Here is a 17,290-nt window from a genome sequence, read left to right on the forward strand (position 1 = left end):
TGCTGTTGTCCCCGGCGATCATGGACTGAGCCAGCCGGATTTCGAAAATGGAATGCTGTGACTGGTACGCAGGGGAATGCGGTTCGGATCAGCTTTGCCGTGCCCTGCGATTGTGCGCGGCGATTGCGATGTGTCCGGCTTTGCGGTAAAGCAGGGCCAACAATGAAAGGCCGACCATGCCCCATCCGATAGCCGAAGATCTGATCGCAAGCGTTCTGCATCGCGATTCAAATGTCATCGTCCTGAACAAGCCGCCGGGATTGGCATCGCATGGCGGGCCGAAAACCTATTTCCATGTCGATGCGTATCTGCCTGACCTTAAATTCGGCATTCAGCCCGAACCGACCTTGGCGCACCGGCTGGATCGCGATACGGCCGGGTGCCTGCTGCTTTGTCGGCATCCGAAATCATCGAAAAAGATCACCCGCCTGTTTACCGAAAAACTGATCGGCAAAACCTATTGGGCGGTGGTGCGCGGTGCGGTTGCCGATGATCACGGCTTTATCGATGCGCCGATTGGCAAGACCAATGATGAGAGCGGCTGGCGGATGCTGGTCCATGAAGACGGACAGCCATCGAAGACCGAATATCAGGTGCTGGGGCGCGGCAAGGACGAAGCGGGCGGTGACATCACCTGGCTTGCCTTAACGCCCCATACGGGCCGCACGCATCAGCTTCGCGTGCATCTGGATCATATCGGGCATCCGGTGCTGGGCGATCCGTTTTATGGCCGGGGGGATGAACCGCCCCTGTTCGGGCAGCCGCCGACCCTGATGCTTTTGTCGCGCCAGATTGTTGTGCCGTTCCATGCCGACCGCGATCCGGTGGTGGTCGATGCGCCGCCGCCCGAACTGATGCGGCCGGGGCTTTCGGCATGCGGTTACGTGGGCGACTATGCCCCGCATGCGGCGTCAGTTGATGCTCAGTATGGCGGCGATGGCAGCGATGCTGAAGGCGGAGAGGAGGGTTTCGAGGGTGATGATTGAGGCCATGGCTTCGGGGTCGCCATTAAGCTGCCGGGCGAGGATATAGGCATTGCCCGCGCACGGCATCGCGGCATAAAGCACTCCCATCGCCAGAACCATACCCTCCACCCCGGCGAGATGCAGCGCAATGCCGGTGATCAGCGGCAGGATGGCGAGCTTGATCGTGGTTGATAGCGCAATCGCGCCCAATGCCTGTTTGCTGAGGATAAATCGCAATCCGGCCCCGACCGACAGCAGGCTGAGCGGCAGGGCGGCGGTTTTGAACAGGGCCGCGGTATTTTCAATCGGCAGCGGCACGTGAATGTTGCTGATATTCAGAACCGCCCCCGCCCCGGCGGCGATGATGATCGGGTTTTGCGCAAGGCCGAGCATGATGCGTTTGAAGCTGCCCTTGCCGCCCGCAAAGGCATTCAGCACTACAACCGCCAGCATGTTGGTGGCAATCACCATCACGGCAATAAAGACAATCGCCAGCGCCAAGCCCGCACTGCCATAAAGCGCATCGGCAACGGCGAGCAAGACATAGCTGTTATAGCGGACCGACCCCTGAAAGATCGAGGTAAAGAGCGGGGTGTTGCGGGTGATGAGCGGGCGCAGAAGCAGCAAAACCGCCGCAAGGGCAAGGGTCGCGCCCAATGTGACCATGACCGCGGTGCCGCCGTGGCCGGAACTGAAATCGGCACGGTAAATTTCGACAATCAGAAGCGATGGTAACAGCAGGTAATAAGTCAGCCGATCAATCCCGGCCCAGATGTCAGAACCGGTGATCAGATACCGTTTGAGTGCCGCACCAACCAGAATGGCGGCAAAGATCGGAAAGATGGCGGCGATCAGGTCATAGGCGAGTTGCATGGGGCGGTCGCATCAGTTTGTTTTGGGGCACTGGATCGGCAGGCCGACTGGTGGGTAACCTACCAGTAAAGAATACATGAATTCAGAACCTTGTCGCTTCATCAAGGCAACAATTCGTCGGGATGCAGATATGTCCGTTTCGCAAAGATACTTTGCGGCTCGGATTGAGGCTGCTGCGGGGGACCCGGCATGTCACGTGGCATTCACAAACACTTGAGTTTTCCCGGCGTATTTGCGGCTGGACAAATCGCCATTACGAGATCAATTTAATTATTGTCATATTTATTATGTTGATAATTAAATTGGGTGGTATCTCGATGTTCAGGAACAGAACAGGCTGGAAGATATTAAGCGCAGGCGCGCTTGTGCTGGCGGTGATTGCGGTTGTTGTGATCCGCAATGCACCTGCCATCAGCAAACCGACACTGATCCCCTCGCCGGTTGCGGATATAGAGGATCGCGGCAGTTCCCAGACGGCTGTTTTCGCCGGGGGATGTTTTTGGGGCATGCAGGGGATTTTCCAGCATGTCGAAGGCGTGACGCGGGTTGTTTCGGGCTATATCGGTGGCAGTGCCAAAACCGCGACATACGCGCAAACCGAAACCGGGCGAACCGGCCATGCCGAAGCCGTTCAGGTGGTTTTTGACCCGGACGTGGTGAGTTATGGGCAGCTCTTGCAGATATTCTTCTCGGTCGCGCATGACCCGACACAGCTTGACCGGCAGGGGCAGGATGTTGGCACCCAGTATCGTTCCGCCATTTTCCCGATGGATGATGCGCAGGGCAAAGTCGGCCAGGACTATATCGCGCAACTGGATGCGGCCGGGGTTTTTGGCAGCAAGATCGTGACGCGCGTTGAACCGGGAAAGGTTTTTTACCCGGCCGAGGCCTATCACCAGAACTATCTTTATAACCATCCGACGCAGCTCTATATCGCGCTGTTCGAGCAGCCCAAAATCGATAAGTTCAAAGAGGTTTTCCCCGATCTTTATCGCGACGATCCGGTGCTTTTGACCAACTGAGTCGCCAGATGATCAGTTCTGTTCCGCCGATGTGATCAGGTTGTCGCGAAGCTTTGCAATCGCCTTTTGCAGCACCCTGAACTCATCGGCCGAGAGGCCGGATGCCGCCACGGTTCTCGCACCAAATCCAAACCCCTTTTCGCGCAGAAGGCGGCCTTCTTCGGTCAGGCTGACAAGGACGCTGCGTTCGTCATGAATGTCGCGGGTGCGGGTGACATAACCCATTGCTTCAAGGCGTTTGACCATCGGGGTGATTGTGCTGGGTTCAAGGAACAGTTTTTCGCTCAGACTTTTGATCGACTGAGCGTCCTTTTCCCACAGGGCGATGATGGTGATGTATTGCGGATAGGTCAGGCCAAGCTGTTCAAGAACCGGTCTGTAAACCCGCGAATAGGCGAGATTGGTCGAATAGACGGTAAAGCACATAAAGTCGGCCAGGCTGGCAGTATCTGATCGCATGTCCGGTTTCTCCCTCTGATCACAATTAATTTATCAAGATAATGATTATGATCAAATAAAAAACGGTTGTGTCTAATTTAATTATCGTAATAATATTTATTAAGGTAATTAAAAAGGAGAAGCAGGATGCGTAAAATGGTGATTGTTCTGGCGGTGGCGGCCCTCGCGGCGTGGCCATGGGCGTGGGACACCGCCCCGCAGGACATTGCAAACATGTCGCTTTTCCCGATTGCCTCATCATCAACCGGTATTGGCCGCTAGAGTTCAGGCGGCAGACATTACAGGAAACCCCAGAATGACTGACTACACCCCCGTTGAGCCGATCAACAAAAACCGGCGCAAACTGATCCTTTCGGCGACGGCGGCCCTTGCGGCAAGCCAGTTTATGACGTTCGGAAACAGTGCCAAAGCAGCAATCGCGGGCACGATCCCCGACGCATTCACCGCCCTGCACACCGTTACCGCAGGTGATTTGAAAATCGCCTATGCAGAAATGGGTCCGAAGGACGGCAGGCCGGTGCTGCTGGTGCATGGCTGGCCCTATGATATTTTCAGTTTTGCCGAGGTGGCGCCAAAGCTTGCCGCTGCCGGATACCGGGTGATTGTGCCGTATTTGCGGGGTTATGGTCCCACGACCTTTGTTTCACCGGAGACGATCAGAAACGCACAGCAATCGATTTTTGCCGTCGACATGATTGCCCTGATGGATGCGCTTGGCATTGCCAAGGCGATTGTCGGCGGGTTTGACTGGGGCGCGCGGACCGTCAATATCATGGCCGCCCTTTGGCCGGAACGGTGCGAGGCGATGGTCTCGGTCAGCGGTTATCTGATCGGAAGCCAGGCGGGGAATCAGAAGCCGCTTCCGCCCAAGGCCGAACTGGCGTGGTGGTATCAGTTTTATTTCGCGACCGAGCGCGGGCGCATCGGCTATGAAACCAATCTGGAAGACTTCAACCGGCTGATCTGGAAACTGGCATCGCCGCAATGGGACTTTGACGATGCGACATTCGCCCGCACGGCCAAATCATTTGAAAATCCCGATTATGCGGAAATCGTCATCCACAATTACCGCTGGCGTCTGGGTACAGTATCGGGCGAGGCAAAATATGACGCGCTTGAAGCAAAACTGGCCACCATGCCGGTGATCGATATTCCGACAATAACACTTGAAGGGGCAGCGAATGGCGCGCCCCATCCTGCACCTGAAGTATATGCCAAGAAATTTTCCGGTAAATACCGGCATCGTACTCTTGGGGGCAGGATCGGGCACAACCTGCCGCAGGAAGCGCCGGGAGACTTTGCCGATGCCATTCTCGAAGTTGCCAGTTGGTAACGGCGGAGTGTCAACAGACTGATTTCGCGACATACCGGAGAGGCTACTTTACAGTCCGGGGTAGTTTGCGGAACATCCTGAATTGCAGGAAATATTTCCGAGTGCCGAACGGTTATCGAACCAGCCGTTTGTTTTGTTGCGAAGACCGAGGAGTGTCCATGTCCCTAACTGATTCGCTTAGAAAATTGCCGCGCTATGATCTTTTGGATGGTGAAACACCCATTCAACGTCTTCCCGGAATTGAAGAGGCAACCGCTGCATTTGCCAGGGGGATCGGCATTTATGTCAAACGCGACGATTTCATGTCAATCGGTGGCGGTGGCAACAAATTACGCAAACTCGAGTTTTTGCTGGGTGATGCCCTGAGGCAAGGAGCCGACACGATTGTCGCCACCGGAGGTCGCCAGTCAAACTTTGCACGTCTGGCCGCGGCATCAGCAGCAAGGGCAGGTTTGAAATGCGAGTTGGTATTGTCACGGATGGTGCCCCGCGACGGTGATGAATATGACCGGAACGGCAATGTTCTGCTTGATGATCTTTTTGGCGCCCATATTCATCATCTTGATGCGGGTGCGGACGCAACGGCCTTTGCCGAGGCCCGCGCCCGCGACTTACAGCAGGCTGGCAGGACTGCTTATGTCGCGCTCCTTGGGGGTTCTTCTGCGGTGGGAAGTGTCGGTTATGCTTCATGCGCGCTTGAAATCGCCAAACAGTCGGACGGACTTGGAATAGATTTTACCGAGATCGTGCTTCCGAATGGGAGTTCCGGCACGCATGCCGGATTAGCGGCAGGTTACAAGGCGCTTGGCCGTGACCCCAAACAAATCAGGTCGCATTCGGTGCTGGCAGTGCAAAGCAATGCAATTGCATCGACAATGGAAAAAGCAAACGCGGTGCTGGCGCTTTTGGGTATTGATGGTGCGCTTGATGAGACGGATATCAATATTTCAGGCAAGCAACTCGGAGACGGTTACGGTATCCCTACGGCAGCAATGTTTGATGCGGTTCGGTTGCTGGCAAACCGGGAAGGGCTGTTGACGGACCCGGTCTATAGCGGCAAGGCCTTTGCCGGGCTGCTCGACGACATTGCGACCGGACGTTATAAAGCCGGTGACAATGTGCTTTTCCTTATGACGGGCGGAAGCCCCGGTCTTTATGCCTATGCGCGTGATTTCCTGCGCCGCTAGATTCTGCTGTCAGGCTATGGGACTTTGCATGTCAGCTAAAATCCCAAGGCTCAGACTTTGCGGTTCGTGTAATCGGCGAAGGCCTGTTCGGGGGAATGGCCGCGATATTGTTCGCAGATTTCCTCGAATTTCGGGTTGCTGATCAGAAGGTCGGCGGTGCTGCGGTTGCATGCAATCGGCACTTCATACATGTTGGCCAGCCGGATCAGGGCCCGGACGTCGACATCGTGGGGCTGTGGCGTCATCGGGTCGGTGAAGAAAAACATCGCCTGCAATTCGCCATGCGCAATCATCGAGCCGAGCTGCTGATCGCCGCCGAACGGGCCGCTTTTAAGCGCCACGATATCAAGATCGGGAAACCGTTCCTGAAGCACGCGCCCCGTGGTGCCGGTGGCGAAAATCCGGGTGCCGGAAAACTGTGATTTGTGGGTTTCCAGCCAATCGGCCATTTCGCGTTTGCGACGGTCGTGGGCGACAAGTCCGATCGAAAGCGTCATGGGTGGTTTCTCCTGCGTCTTGATCCGGGCAATCCCGGCGGGTGATCTTAGCGGACCGGTCCTTCATAGGGCAATATGATGGCATAATTTATTGAGAATAAACGAGAATTTTTGCCGGGACCCGACAGTGAAAATTTTTGCAAAATGTTCTTGATTTGTTCTTTTGTTTGTGGCATAAAGACAAAATCAACGGGATAAATGGGCCCGGAGACATAACCCGCCAGGCGTGATGCGCTTCGGCGGGTTTTTGCGTTTCCGGGGGGCGGATTGTCCGTCAAAGCCAAGGGGATGACGTGATGAAAAAGCGACGATGTTGAGTGGTTGAATAGCAGGTGGTTTCCGCCAAGCGCGGAAGATCCGTGTGGGGCAAAGTCAATACGGCAGGAGTGCGTCTGGGCATTGAAATGGCCCGGAAACGGACGGCGTAAAATTTGACGAAACGAAAAGGCAGAACGGGAGAGATGCGCCTGCCGGGAAGGGGGCTGGGAAATTGCGGGGCCGGTTGCTATCCAATGGATTGCTCGCGACGGCATACGTTTGACTGCCACTGGGACAAATTCGCCATCCGCACAGGTCTCGCCTAATTGGCGGGATCAACCGAGAGCTGCCGCTCGCGATCGTTCCATATGGGATCGTTTTCAGGAAAACGGGCCTAGCCTTTTATACGCTGGGCGGAACGTCATGCCAAAGCAGCGAGCCTGTCACGCAGCCAGCTGTGTGCTGGATGGCTGGTGGTGCGGTCGTGCCAGATACTGGCGATGTCAAATCCGGGTATGTGGAGCGGCGGTTCCAGCACCTGCACCCGGTCTGACCAACCGTCTGCGATCCGACGCGGAATCACCGCGATCATATCGGATCGTGACACGATCTCCGGCACGATCAGGAAGCCCGACGTGGACAAGGCAACGGTACGACGGCGGCCGATCGCCTCAAGCGCCGCATCGGTAGGCCCGGCAAAGCCTCCGCCCAGTTTCGAAACGACGACGTGATCCAGCGCGCAGAACAAGTCCAGATCAAGAACCCCGTGCACGGCCGGATGCCCCTGTCGCGCGACGACCACATACTCCTCCTCGAAGAGTCGGCGCTGGCGCATCGCCGCCGGCGCTTCTTCGGGCCTTGCCAAAGCCAGGTCCACCTCGCCACGCTCCAACTGTGTCGTGAGTGCCATCAAGTCGAGCGTCCGCCAGGCGATGCGGATCATTGGCGCCTCGGCCCGCAAAACGACCGAGTAGCGTGCCAGCAGCGCATATTGGACGTAGTCGCTTGCCGCGATCACCACGGTCGCACGCAAGGTCTCCGGATTGAACGGCGCTCCTTGCTCGACGACGCGGCGAACACCCTCCAGTGCCTCCTGCAGTGGCTGCATCAGCTCAAGTGCCCGCTGGGTCAGAACCATCCCGCGCTGGCCCGGGATCAGGAGCGGATCACCGAATGCATCGCGGAGTCTTGCCAGCCGCGCAGACAAGGCCGGCTGGCTGAGGTTCAGCCGACGCGCGGCGCGCGTGACGTTGCGCTCCGCAAGCAGGACCTCAAGCGTTACAAGAAGTCCGAGATCAAGGTTCTTGGTATCCATCGCGTCGATAGCAACACATAAAACGTTCGATTTCAACACCCAAAGTAGTCGCACTACATTCGCCGAAAGCAGGCTAAGTCCTGCGGCGCCACAATCGACGAAACGGATACCAGTTCGCCTATGAAAGCTATCCAGGCTTATCCGCACCAAGGGCTCGACGACCTGACGCTGGTGGATCTCCCCGACCCCGGCAAACTCGGACCGACCGCTCCTTTCCGCTGGCCGAAATCGCGGACGCCTTCCGGTTCCAGGAATCTGGCGGCCATTTCGGCAAGATTGTCGTCGAATACTAATTATCCCAAAAAACTATCAAGGAGAGATCATTATGAAAGTTCTCGTTGTTTACGCGCACCCCGAACCCACTTCGCTGACACGCCAGCTGGTCGATGTGACTACTGAGACGTTGTCGGCAGCGGGACACACCGTAATCCATTCGGACCTCTACGGCATGAAGTGGAAGGCGGTGTTCGACGCCGATGACTTTCCAGTGCGTGACAACCCCGAACGGCTATCTTTCATCGCGGAGTCGGGTCATGCTTACGGAAGCGGAAATCAGACGCCCGACGTGATCGCCGAGCAGCAGAAGCTGCTTGCGGCCGATGCTGTGATCCTGCAATTCCCGCTGTGGTGGTACGGCGTGCCCGCCATCCTGAAGGGCTGGATAGAGCGGGTCTATGCCTTCGGCTTTGCCTACGGCTATCAGAATGGCTCCAACCAGTTCCGCTTTGGCGAGGGCATCCTCAAGGGCAAGCGGGCGCTGGTCAACGTGCAGACCGGCGGCCCAGCGGCCGACTATGGCCCGCGGGGTATCAACGGGCCGATCGAGCAACTGCTGTTCCCGCTGACTCATGGCGCGCTGTTCTATCCCGGCATGGACGTGCTTCCGACGCACGCGGTCTATGGCGCGGCTCACGTTTCCACGGCGGAAGAAGTGGAGGCGATCAAGGCGGCATGGCGTGTGCGTCTCGCCGGGCTGTTCACCGACACGCCAATTCCCTTCCGGTCGCAAAACGGCGGCGACTTCCCCGATCGCCACACCATGGCGGACCACGTTGCGCCGGGCAAAACCGGCCTCGACGCGCACTTTGCCGATCTGATCGAGGCATAAGAGCAACACCGATGTTGCCTGCATTATTCTCGCTTGCTGTGGCGGCCTTCGCCATCGGCACGACGGAGTTCGCCATGATTGGGCTTGTCCCGGATGTCGCGCGCGATCTCGCGGTAACGATACCCCAGGCACTCTTCTATTCCCATTTGCAAGGTAGTCGTGAAAAGACGCTTACCAAAAAAACGGCCGCCCCAAAGGAGCGGCCGTTTGTCTGATCGGGTTGCCCCGGATCGTATTACATGTGGATCGCGCGTTTGTCGGCGTCCAGGGCGGCTTCCTTGACGGATTCGCCAAGGGCCGGGTGGGCGTGGCAGGTGCGTGCGATGTCTTCGGCAGAGGCGCCGTATTCCATCGCCAGCACAACCTCGGCAATCAGATCGCCGGCTGCCGGGCCGACAATATGTGCGCCGACGACGCGGTGGGTTTTCTTGTCTTCGAGGATTTTAACAAACCCCTCGGTGCTTTCCATTGCCTTGGCGCGACCGTTGGCAGTGAAGGGGAATTTGCCGACCTTGTAGTCAACGCCTTCGTCCTTGAGCTGCTCTTCGGTTTTGCCGACCGCGGCGACTTCGGGCCAGGTGTAGACAACACCCGGGACCTTTCCGTAATCGACATGGCCTTCTTCGCCGGCCAGCATTTCGGCAAGGGCGACACCGTCTTCCTCGGCCTTGTGGGCCAGCATCGGACCGATGATGGCGTCCCCAATGGCAAAGATGCCCTGCACGTTGGTCTGGAAATGTTCGTCGGTCTTGACGCGACCGCGATCATCAAGTTCGACGCCGACCTTATCAAGGCCAAGGCCCTTGACGAACGGACGGCGGCCAATGGCGACCAGAACGACGTCGGCCTTCACTTCCTCGGCATCGCCGCCCTTGGACGGTTCAACCGTGAGCGTCACGCCGGACTTGCCGGTTTTCGCACCGGTGACCTTGTGACCCAGTTTGAAGTCGATGCCCTGTTTGGTAAAGATGCGCTGGGTCTGTTTGACCAGCTCGCCATCCATGCCCGGCAGGATACGGTCGAGATATTCGATCACGGTGACCTCGGAACCAAGGCGACGCCAGACCGAACCGAGTTCGAGACCGATCACGCCAGCCCCGATGACAACCATCTTTTTCGGGACTTTCCGAAGTTCGAGACCACCGGTCGAGGAGACGATGTTTTTCTCGTCGATCTCGACACCCGGCAGCGGGGTGACTTCCGAACCCGTGGCGATCACGATGTTCTTGGCATTGATGGTTTCTTCGCCGCCGTCCAGAAGGGCAACCTTGACCGAGGTGGGCGAGGTGATTTCGCCGGTCCCCTTGACATAGGTGACCTTGTTCTTCTTGAACAGGAATTCGATGCCCTTGACATTGCTGTCAACGACCTTGTCCTTGCGGGCCATCATCTTTTCGAGATTGACCTTCGGCTTGGACACTTCGATGCCGTGGGTATCGAAATGTTCCGTCGCTTCCTCGAACAGGTGGGAGGAATGAAGCAGGGCCTTGGACGGGATGCAGCCCACATTGAGGCAGGTACCGCCAAGGGTGCCGCGTTTTTCAACGCAGGCAACCTTGAGACCAAGCTGTGCGGCGCGGATGGCGCAAACATAACCGCCAGGACCGCCACCGATCACGACAACGTCGTAGTTCTCAGCCATGAGTTCTTTGATCCTTTTGTCTGATCAGATGTCGAGCAGGATGCGTTCCGGGTTCTCGATGCATTCCTTGACGCGTACCAGGAAGGAAACGGCTTCGCGGCCGTCAATGATACGGTGGTCATAGGAGAGTGCGAGATACATCATCGGACGGATTTCGACCTTGCCGTCGATCGCGACCGGGCGCATCTGGGTTTTGTGCATGCCGAGGATACCGGACTGCGGCGCATTCAGGATCGGGGAGGACAGAAGGGAGCCAAACACGCCACCATTCGAAATGGTGAACGAGCCGCCGGTCATTTCATCCATGCCCAGTTTGCCGTCACGTGCGCGTTTGCCGAAATCGACAATCGTGCTTTCGAGGTCGGCAAAACTTTTCTTTTCCGCCGAACGGATCACCGGAACAACCAGACCCTGCGGGGTACCAACGGCAACGCCGATATCGCAGTAGTTTTTGTAGATGAAGCTGTTGCCATCAATCTCGGCATTGACCGCCGGCCATTCATTAAGTGCGGTGGTGCAGGCCTTGATGAAGAAGGACATGAAGCCGAGCTTCACGCCGTGTTTCTTTTCAAAGCCGTCCTTGTACTGATTACGGCAGGCCAGAAGGTTGGTCATGTCCACTTCGTTATAAGTGGTCAGCATGGCCGCGGTGTTCTGGGCTTCTTTCAGGCGGCGCGCGATGGTCTGGCGCAGCTTGGACATCTTGACGCGTTCTTCGCCTTCGCGCAGTTCGCGTTCGGGCTTCGGAGCAGCAGGTGCCGCCGGTGCAGCCGCAGCCGCGCGCGGCGCCGATCCACCATTTTCGAGGAAGTTCAGAACGTCGCCCTTGGTCAGACGGCCGTCTTTGCCCGATGCCGGAATTTTCGACGGATCGAGATTTTTGTCTTCGACCAGTTTGCGAACGGCAGGCGGCAGCGGATGATCGGCATTGGCCGAGGTCGAAGCCGCCGGTGCGCTTGCTGCCGGGGCAGCAGCCGGTTTGGCTTCTTCTTTTTTCGGCTCTTCTTTCTTTGGCTCTTCCTTGGCTTCGGCTTTTTCTTCCTTGGCCGGAGCAGCGCCTTCGGCACCTTCCTTGATCATGGCGATCAGGGCGCCGACTTCGACTTCGTCACCTTCCTGGGCGACCAGTTCGGCAATCGCACCAGCGACCGGTGCGTTGACTTCGACGGTGACCTTGTCGGTTTCAAGTTCGACAATCGGTTCATCGGCTGCAACTGCATCACCGACTTTTTTGTACCATTTCGCAATTGTTGCTTCGGTAACAGACTCGCCCAGCGTGGGAACTTTAACTTCAGTCGCCATTTTTTCCTCGACCGTTTTTTCAATCAGACAGTTTGGGCCTGCCCGAATACGAATGAATTCTGAATGTGCGGGTCGAACGGGCGGTTTCCCGCCCGTCCGATAAAGTTATTTTACGCTCAGCGCGGCATCGACCAGTTCGGCCTGTTCGCGCAGGTGAGCCTTGAGCAAGCCCGTTGCCGGGGACGCGGCAGCCTTGCGACCGACATAGATCGGGCGACCGGCCTTGTGTTTGATCCCGGACAGCACGCCTTCGATACGACGATCGACGAAGTACCAGGACCCCATGTTTTCGGGTTCTTCCTGACACCAGACCACGTCGGCATTGGGATATTTGGCAAGTTCTTCTGCCAGTTCCTTGGCCGGCCACGGATAGAGCTGTTCGACGCGCACCAGGGCAACATCGTCAATCCCGCGGTTTTCGCGTTCAGCCAGCAGATCGTAATAGACCTTGCCCGCCGACAGGACGACGCGTTTGACCTTTTTGGCATCGGTCAGTTTGCCGGTTTCGCTGATCACTGATTTGAAGACGGTCCCCGGTCCGAATTCGGACAGCGGCGAGACCGCCTGTTTGTGACGCAGAAGCGATTTCGGCGTCATCAGGATCAGGGGCTTGCGGAACGAACGGCGGATCTGGCGGCGCAGGATGTGGTAATAGTTTGCAGGGGTCGTGACGTTGGCCACCTGCATGTTGTTTTCACCACAAAGCTGCAAATACCGTTCCAGACGGGCGGAGCTGTGTTCCGGGCCCTGACCTTCGTAACCGTGCGGCAACAGCATCACCAGACCCGACATGCGCAGCCATTTGGCTTCGCCCGAGCTGATGAACTGGTCAATGATGACCTGTGCGCCGTTGGCAAAATCACCGAACTGGGCTTCCCACAGAACCAGCGAATGCGGTTCGGCAAGGGTGATGCCATATTCGAAGCCCAGAACACCGGCTTCGGACAGGGGCGAGTTGAGGACTTCAAGCTCGGCCTGGCCGGTACGGATGTTGTTGAGCGGGGTGTATTTTGCCTCGTTGGTCTGATCGACCAGTTTTGCGTGACGCTGCGAGAAGGTGCCGCGCTGGCAATCCTGACCGGACAGACGCACAGGTGTGCCTTCGCACATCAGGGTGCCGAAGGCGAGGGCTTCACCGGTTGCCCAGTCGATGCCTTCGCCGGTTTCGAACATCTTGGCCTTGGCCTTGAGCTGGCGCAGGATTTTCTTGTTGATGTCATAGTCGCTGGGCGGGGTCGAAAGTGCCCGGCCAACTTCCTGCAACAAGTCGTTTTCCACACCGGTCTGACCGGTCCAGTCCGCATCTTCGCCGTGCGAGGAGGCGAGGCCCGACCATTTGCCTTCGAGCCAGTCTGCCTTGTTCGGGCGATAGGCTTCGGAGGCCTTGAATTCGTCGTCAAGGTGGCTCTGGAATTTCTGATCCAGTTCCTTGACGCGTTCTTCGGTCAGAAGACCTTCCTTGACCAGCTTTTTGGCGTAGATGTCCTTGGTGGTCGGGTGTTTGCCGATCACGTCATACATCTTGGGCTGGGTGAAGGCCGGTTCGTCGCTTTCATTGTGGCCAAAGCGGCGATAGCAGAACATGTCGATGACAACGTCCTGTTTGAATTCCTGACGGAATTCGGTCGCGATGCGTGCGGCGTGAACCACGGCTTCTGGGTCGTCACCATTGACATGGATGATCGGCGCCTGAACGACCTTGGCAATATCCGAGCAGTAAGGCGAAGAACGGCTATCGGACGGCTTGGTGGTGAAACCGATCTGGTTGTTGACGACAAAGTGGATCGTACCGCCGGTACGATAGCCTTTGAGGTGCGACAGATCGAAGGTTTCAGCGACAAGACCCTGACCGGCAAAGGCCGCATCCCCGTGAAGGAGGATACCCATGACCTGTTCGCGCGCGGTGTCCTTGCGCTGTGCCTGTTTGGCGCGGACCTTGCCCAGAACGACGGTGTTTACCGCTTCGAGGTGGGACGGGTTCGCGGTCAGCGACAGGTGAACAACGTTGCCGTCAAATTCGCGGTCAGCGGACGTGCCAAGGTGATATTTGACGTCACCCGAGCCCATCACGTCGTCCGGCTTGGACGGGTTGCCCATGAATTCCGAGAAGATCGCCTGGAACGGTTTGTTCAGAACGTTGGCCAGAACGTTCAGACGACCACGGTGCGGCATGCCGAACACGACCTCGCGGATGCCAAGCTGGCTGCCGCGTTTGAGGATCTGTTCAAGGGCCGGCATCAGGGCTTCGCCACCGTCGATGCCGAAACGCTTGGTGCCGACATATTTGGTGTGCAGATAGTTTTCGAAACCTTCGGCTTCGACCAGACGTTCAAGGATGGCTTCCTTGCCGCGTGCGGTAAACTGCGTCTGGTTGCCGATGCTTTCGACGCGCTGCTGAATCCAGGATTTCTGTTCGGGTTCCTGGATATGCATGAATTCGATGCCGATCGAGCCGCAATAGGTTTTGCGGGCCAACGATACGATCTGACGAACGGTCGCGGTTTCAAGGCCAAGAACATTGGCGATGTAGATCGGACGATCCATGTCGGCTTCGGTGAAGCCATAGGTTTTCGGATCGAGTTCCGGGTGCGGATCGCGCGGGGCAAGGCCCAGCGGATCAAGATTCGCTTCGAGATGGCCGCGCACGCGATAGGAGCGGATCAGCATCAGGGCGCGAATCGAATCATGTGCCGCGGCACGGATGGCGTCGGAGCTGACCGGCGCGGTCTGTTGTGCGGCGTGGGCCGCCGGTGCGTAACCGCCATTGGCGGGACGTTCGGCGTGGCCCTGTGAGACGTCGTATCCTTCCATACCGCCAACAACCTTGGTTTCCCGCGGCTGCCAGCTGGGTCCCTGCATTTCGGCAAGGAGATCGGAGGCGTCGTCCTGCAACCCGTCAAAAAACTCGGCCCAGCTCTGATCAACCGCAGTTGGGTTGCTCTGATACCGGGCATAAAGTTCAGCGATGTAGGTTGCGTTCGACTCGTTCAGAATCGTGTCGATATCTTGAGGTTTCATTTGTGGTCTTGGAAGGCATGGTCCCGAAAGAGACCACGCCTCCCCCTGCCTTTCCTCTGACTACCCTGATTACCCGTTCAAAGCCTTGAGCATGGTCGAGCCAAGGCTTGCCGGGGAATCGGCAACAAGAATACCAGCGCTGCGCATTGCTTCCATTTTCGCATCCGCAGTGCCCTTACCGCCGGAGATGATCGCACCGGCATGGCCCATGCGTTTACCCGGAGGCGCGGTCACACCGGCAATGAAGCCGGCAACCGGCTTTTTGACTTTGGAAGCCTGCAGGAATTCGCATGCTTCTTCTTCGGCGGAACCACCGATTTCACCGATCATGATGATGCCTTCGGTTTCCGGGTCCTTCAGGAACAGGTCGAGGCAATCGATGAAGTTGGTGCCGTTGACCGGGTCACCACCGATACCGATACAGGTCGACTGACCCAGCCCTGCGGCGGTGGTCTGTGCGACGGCTTCGTAGGTCAGCGTGCCGGAACGTGAAACGATACCGATTTTGCCGCGACGGTGAATGTGACCCGGCATGATGCCGATCTTGCATTCGTCCGGCGTGATGACGCCCGGGCAGTTCGGACCGATCAGACGGGTTTTCGAACCCGAAAGGGCGCGCTTGACGCGAACCATGTCGGCAACCGGAATGCCTTCGGTGATGCAGACAGCCAGTTCGACCTTGGCGTCGATGGCTTCGAGAATTGCATCAGCCGCGAAGGGCGGCGGAACATAAATCACCGATGCATTGGCACCGGTCACATGGACCGCTTCGTCAACGGTGTTGAAGACCGGCAGGTCAAGGTGCTTGGTGCCGCCTTTACCCGGCGTCACGCCACCAACCATTTTGGTGCCATAGGCAATTGCCTGTTCGCTGTGGAAGGTCCCCTGCGAACCGGTGAAACCCTGGCAGATAACTTTGGTGTTTTTATTGACGAGAACAGCCATAGTTACGCGGCCTCCTTCACAGCTTTGACCACCTTTTCGGCGGCATCGGCAAGGTTATCGGCCGAAACAATCGGCAGACCCGATTCTTCGAGGATTTTCTTGCCAAGTTCGACATTCGTGCCTTCGAGGCGAACGACCAGCGGAACGTTCAGGCTGACTTCGCGGGCGGCTGCCACAACGCCGTCTGCGATCACGTCACAGCGCATGATGCCGCCAAAGATGTTGACCAGGATGCCTTCGACATTCGGGTCCGACAGGATCAGCTTGAAGGCCGTGGTCACGCGTTCCTTGGTGGCACCGCCGCCAACGTCAAGGAAGTTTGCCGGTGCGCCGCCATAAAGCTTGATGATGTCCATGGTTGCCATGGCAAGGCCTGCGCCGTTGACCATGCAGCCGATGGTGCCATCAAGCTTGATGTAGTTGAGGCTGTGTTTTGCAGCTTCAAGCTCGGCCGGGTTTTCTTCGTCTTCGTCGCGCAGTTCTTCGATGTCCGGGTGACGGAACAGCGCGTTGTCGTCGAAGTTCATTTTGCAATCGAGCGCGATGATGTCGCCATCACCGGTGACGACCAGCGGGTTGATTTCAACCATCGCCGCATCGGTTTCGAGGAAGCAGTTATACATGGCGGTCATGAATTTGACGGCCTTGGAAACCTGTTTGCCTTCGAGACCCAGCGCGAATGCCAGTTTGCGACCATGGAAGCCCGAGAAGCCGGCAGCCGGATCGATGTCAACGGTGACGATCTTTTCCGGGGTTGCTTCGGCAACTTCTTCGATGTCCATGCCGCCTTCGGTGGAGGCCATGAAGATCACGCGCGAAGTGGCACGGTCAACAAGCAGCGAAAGATAAAGTTCGCGTGCGATGTCGCAGCCTTCTTCGATATAGACGCGTTTGACTTCCTTGCCATCCGGGCCGGTCTGGTGGGTGACCAGGGTCGCGCCGAGCATCTGACCGGCATTGGTGCCGACTTCCTCGACGCTTTTGACGACGCGAACGCCGCCTTTATCGCCAGCGGATGCTTCCTTGAAGGTGCCTTTACCGCGGCCACCTGCATGGATCTGGGATTTCACCACGTAAACCGGACCAGCCAGAGACTGGGCCGCTTCGGTGGCTTCCTGAGCGGTGTAGGCAACCTTGCCGTTCGGCACGGTCACACCGTATTTGCGAAGAATTTCTTTCGCCTGGTACTCATGAATATTCATGTTCGGTCGCTTTCTTGCCTTCCGTACGATTTCCTGTGGGTCAGAAATCGTGGTTTCAATGTCCCTGTCAAAAAGGGGACGTTGTTGCGAGGCCCGCGTTCATTGACGTTATAATAACGACAATGAATGAAAAACGGGCCGGTCACTGACCAGCCCGCTTCGCG

At 57.4% G+C, this 17,290-nt stretch carries 18 protein-coding genes; 8 read left to right on the forward strand and 10 right to left on the reverse strand.

The features are described from left to right. Positions 1 to 176 precede the first annotated feature (176 nt). Positions 177 to 986, forward strand: coding sequence for an RluA family pseudouridine synthase (locus LG297_RS01340; RefSeq protein ID WP_404424370.1), 810 nt, complete (start codon positions 177 to 179; stop codon positions 984 to 986). On the opposite strand, the gene LG297_RS01345 is transcribed toward LG297_RS01340, so the two are convergent. Continuing rightward, positions 912 to 1,838 (reverse strand): AEC family transporter, encoded by a 927-nt coding sequence (locus tag LG297_RS01345; protein ID WP_404424372.1) that lies wholly within the window; start codon positions 1,836 to 1,838, stop codon positions 912 to 914. The two genes, LG297_RS01340 and LG297_RS01345, sit on opposite strands and share 75 nt — an antisense overlap. A 317-nt stretch (positions 1,839 to 2,155) precedes the next feature. Between LG297_RS01345 and msrA the strand changes: the two genes are divergently transcribed. Beyond that, the gene (gene msrA / locus LG297_RS01350; RefSeq protein WP_404424374.1) at positions 2,156 to 2,860 is read left to right on the forward strand and encodes a peptide-methionine (S)-S-oxide reductase MsrA; all 705 of its coding nucleotides are present in this window, start codon (positions 2,156 to 2,158) and stop codon (positions 2,858 to 2,860) included. A gap of 12 nt (positions 2,861 to 2,872) precedes the next feature. On the opposite strand, the gene LG297_RS01355 is transcribed toward msrA, so the two are convergent. Continuing rightward, positions 2,873 to 3,319 carry a MarR family winged helix-turn-helix transcriptional regulator gene (locus LG297_RS01355; RefSeq protein ID WP_404424376.1) on the reverse strand — a complete coding sequence of 149 codons (447 nt, stop codon included), beginning with the start codon at positions 3,317 to 3,319 and terminating at the stop codon, positions 2,873 to 2,875. Positions 3,320 to 3,445: 126 nt separating this feature from the next. Between LG297_RS01355 and LG297_RS01360 the strand changes: the two genes are divergently transcribed. The 3 genes from LG297_RS01360 (at position 3,446) to LG297_RS01370 (ending at position 5,839) form a co-directional block, all read left to right on the forward strand. Then, positions 3,446 to 3,580 carry a hypothetical protein gene (locus tag LG297_RS01360; protein WP_404424378.1) on the forward strand — a complete coding sequence of 45 codons (135 nt, stop codon included), beginning with the start codon at positions 3,446 to 3,448 and terminating at the stop codon, positions 3,578 to 3,580. A 34-nt stretch (positions 3,581 to 3,614) separates the two neighbouring features. Further along, entirely contained in the window at positions 3,615 to 4,652 is a 1,038-nt protein-coding gene (locus LG297_RS01365; protein WP_404424380.1) for an alpha/beta fold hydrolase, read from the forward strand. A gap of 158 nt (positions 4,653 to 4,810) precedes the next feature. Continuing rightward, complete coding sequence (locus LG297_RS01370; protein ID WP_404424382.1) at positions 4,811 to 5,839, forward strand: D-cysteine desulfhydrase family protein; 1,029 nt, start codon at positions 4,811 to 4,813, stop codon at positions 5,837 to 5,839. Positions 5,840 to 5,889: 50 nt separating this feature from the next. Here the strand turns inward: LG297_RS01370 and LG297_RS01375 are convergent, their stop codons facing one another. The 3 genes from LG297_RS01375 to LG297_RS01385 all read right to left on the reverse strand — a co-directional run bounded on the left by LG297_RS01375 (position 5,890) and on the right by LG297_RS01385 (position 7,945). Then, complete coding sequence (locus LG297_RS01375) at positions 5,890 to 6,336, reverse strand: methylglyoxal synthase (RefSeq protein WP_297011065.1); 447 nt, start codon at positions 6,334 to 6,336, stop codon at positions 5,890 to 5,892. A 47-nt stretch (positions 6,337 to 6,383) separates the two neighbouring features. Next, positions 6,384 to 6,884: a hypothetical protein gene (locus LG297_RS01380; RefSeq protein ID WP_404424384.1), complete on the reverse strand. Its 501-nt coding sequence runs from the start codon at positions 6,882 to 6,884 to the stop codon at positions 6,384 to 6,386. Between the two features lie 131 nt (positions 6,885 to 7,015). Then, a complete protein-coding gene (locus tag LG297_RS01385; protein ID WP_404424386.1) occupies positions 7,016 to 7,945 on the reverse strand; it encodes a LysR family transcriptional regulator in 930 nt (309 codons plus the stop codon). Between the two features lie 44 nt (positions 7,946 to 7,989). Between LG297_RS01385 and LG297_RS01390 the strand changes: the two genes are divergently transcribed. The 3 genes from LG297_RS01390 to LG297_RS01400 are packed head-to-tail and all read left to right on the forward strand — an operon-like array spanning position 7,990 to position 9,232. Continuing rightward, positions 7,990 to 8,202 (forward strand): zinc-binding dehydrogenase, encoded by a 213-nt coding sequence (locus tag LG297_RS01390; RefSeq protein WP_404426922.1) that lies wholly within the window; start codon positions 7,990 to 7,992, stop codon positions 8,200 to 8,202. 32 nt (positions 8,203 to 8,234) lie between these two features. Continuing rightward, positions 8,235 to 9,017 carry an NAD(P)H-dependent oxidoreductase gene (locus LG297_RS01395; protein ID WP_404424388.1) on the forward strand — a complete coding sequence of 261 codons (783 nt, stop codon included), beginning with the start codon at positions 8,235 to 8,237 and terminating at the stop codon, positions 9,015 to 9,017. 11 nt (positions 9,018 to 9,028) lie between these two features. Then, positions 9,029 to 9,232: a hypothetical protein gene (locus LG297_RS01400; protein WP_404424390.1), complete on the forward strand. Its 204-nt coding sequence runs from the start codon at positions 9,029 to 9,031 to the stop codon at positions 9,230 to 9,232. A 20-nt stretch (positions 9,233 to 9,252) separates the two neighbouring features. Here the strand turns inward: LG297_RS01400 and lpdA are convergent, their stop codons facing one another. The 5 genes from lpdA to sucC all read right to left on the reverse strand — a co-directional run bounded on the left by lpdA (position 9,253) and on the right by sucC (position 17,156). After that, entirely contained in the window at positions 9,253 to 10,659 is a 1,407-nt protein-coding gene (gene lpdA, locus LG297_RS01405) for a dihydrolipoyl dehydrogenase (protein ID WP_404424392.1), read from the reverse strand. A gap of 24 nt (positions 10,660 to 10,683) precedes the next feature. Beyond that, positions 10,684 to 11,961 carry a 2-oxoglutarate dehydrogenase complex dihydrolipoyllysine-residue succinyltransferase gene (odhB, locus tag LG297_RS01410; RefSeq protein WP_037990442.1) on the reverse strand — a complete coding sequence of 426 codons (1,278 nt, stop codon included), beginning with the start codon at positions 11,959 to 11,961 and terminating at the stop codon, positions 10,684 to 10,686. Between the two features lie 105 nt (positions 11,962 to 12,066). Beyond that, the gene (locus LG297_RS01415) at positions 12,067 to 14,979 is read right to left on the reverse strand and encodes a 2-oxoglutarate dehydrogenase E1 component (protein ID WP_404424394.1); all 2,913 of its coding nucleotides are present in this window, start codon (positions 14,977 to 14,979) and stop codon (positions 12,067 to 12,069) included. Positions 14,980 to 15,048: 69 nt separating this feature from the next. After that, positions 15,049 to 15,924, reverse strand: a complete 876-nt coding sequence (gene sucD, locus LG297_RS01420) for a succinate--CoA ligase subunit alpha (protein WP_404424396.1) — start codon at positions 15,922 to 15,924, stop codon at positions 15,049 to 15,051. Positions 15,925 to 15,926: 2 nt separating this feature from the next. Beyond that, complete coding sequence (sucC, locus tag LG297_RS01425; protein ID WP_404426923.1) at positions 15,927 to 17,156, reverse strand: ADP-forming succinate--CoA ligase subunit beta; 1,230 nt, start codon at positions 17,154 to 17,156, stop codon at positions 15,927 to 15,929. Positions 17,157 to 17,290 lie beyond the last annotated feature (134 nt).

This window comes from Thalassospira australica (genome assembly GCF_044790785.1).
GTDB lineage: Bacteria > Pseudomonadota > Alphaproteobacteria > Rhodospirillales > Thalassospiraceae > Thalassospira > Thalassospira australica_A.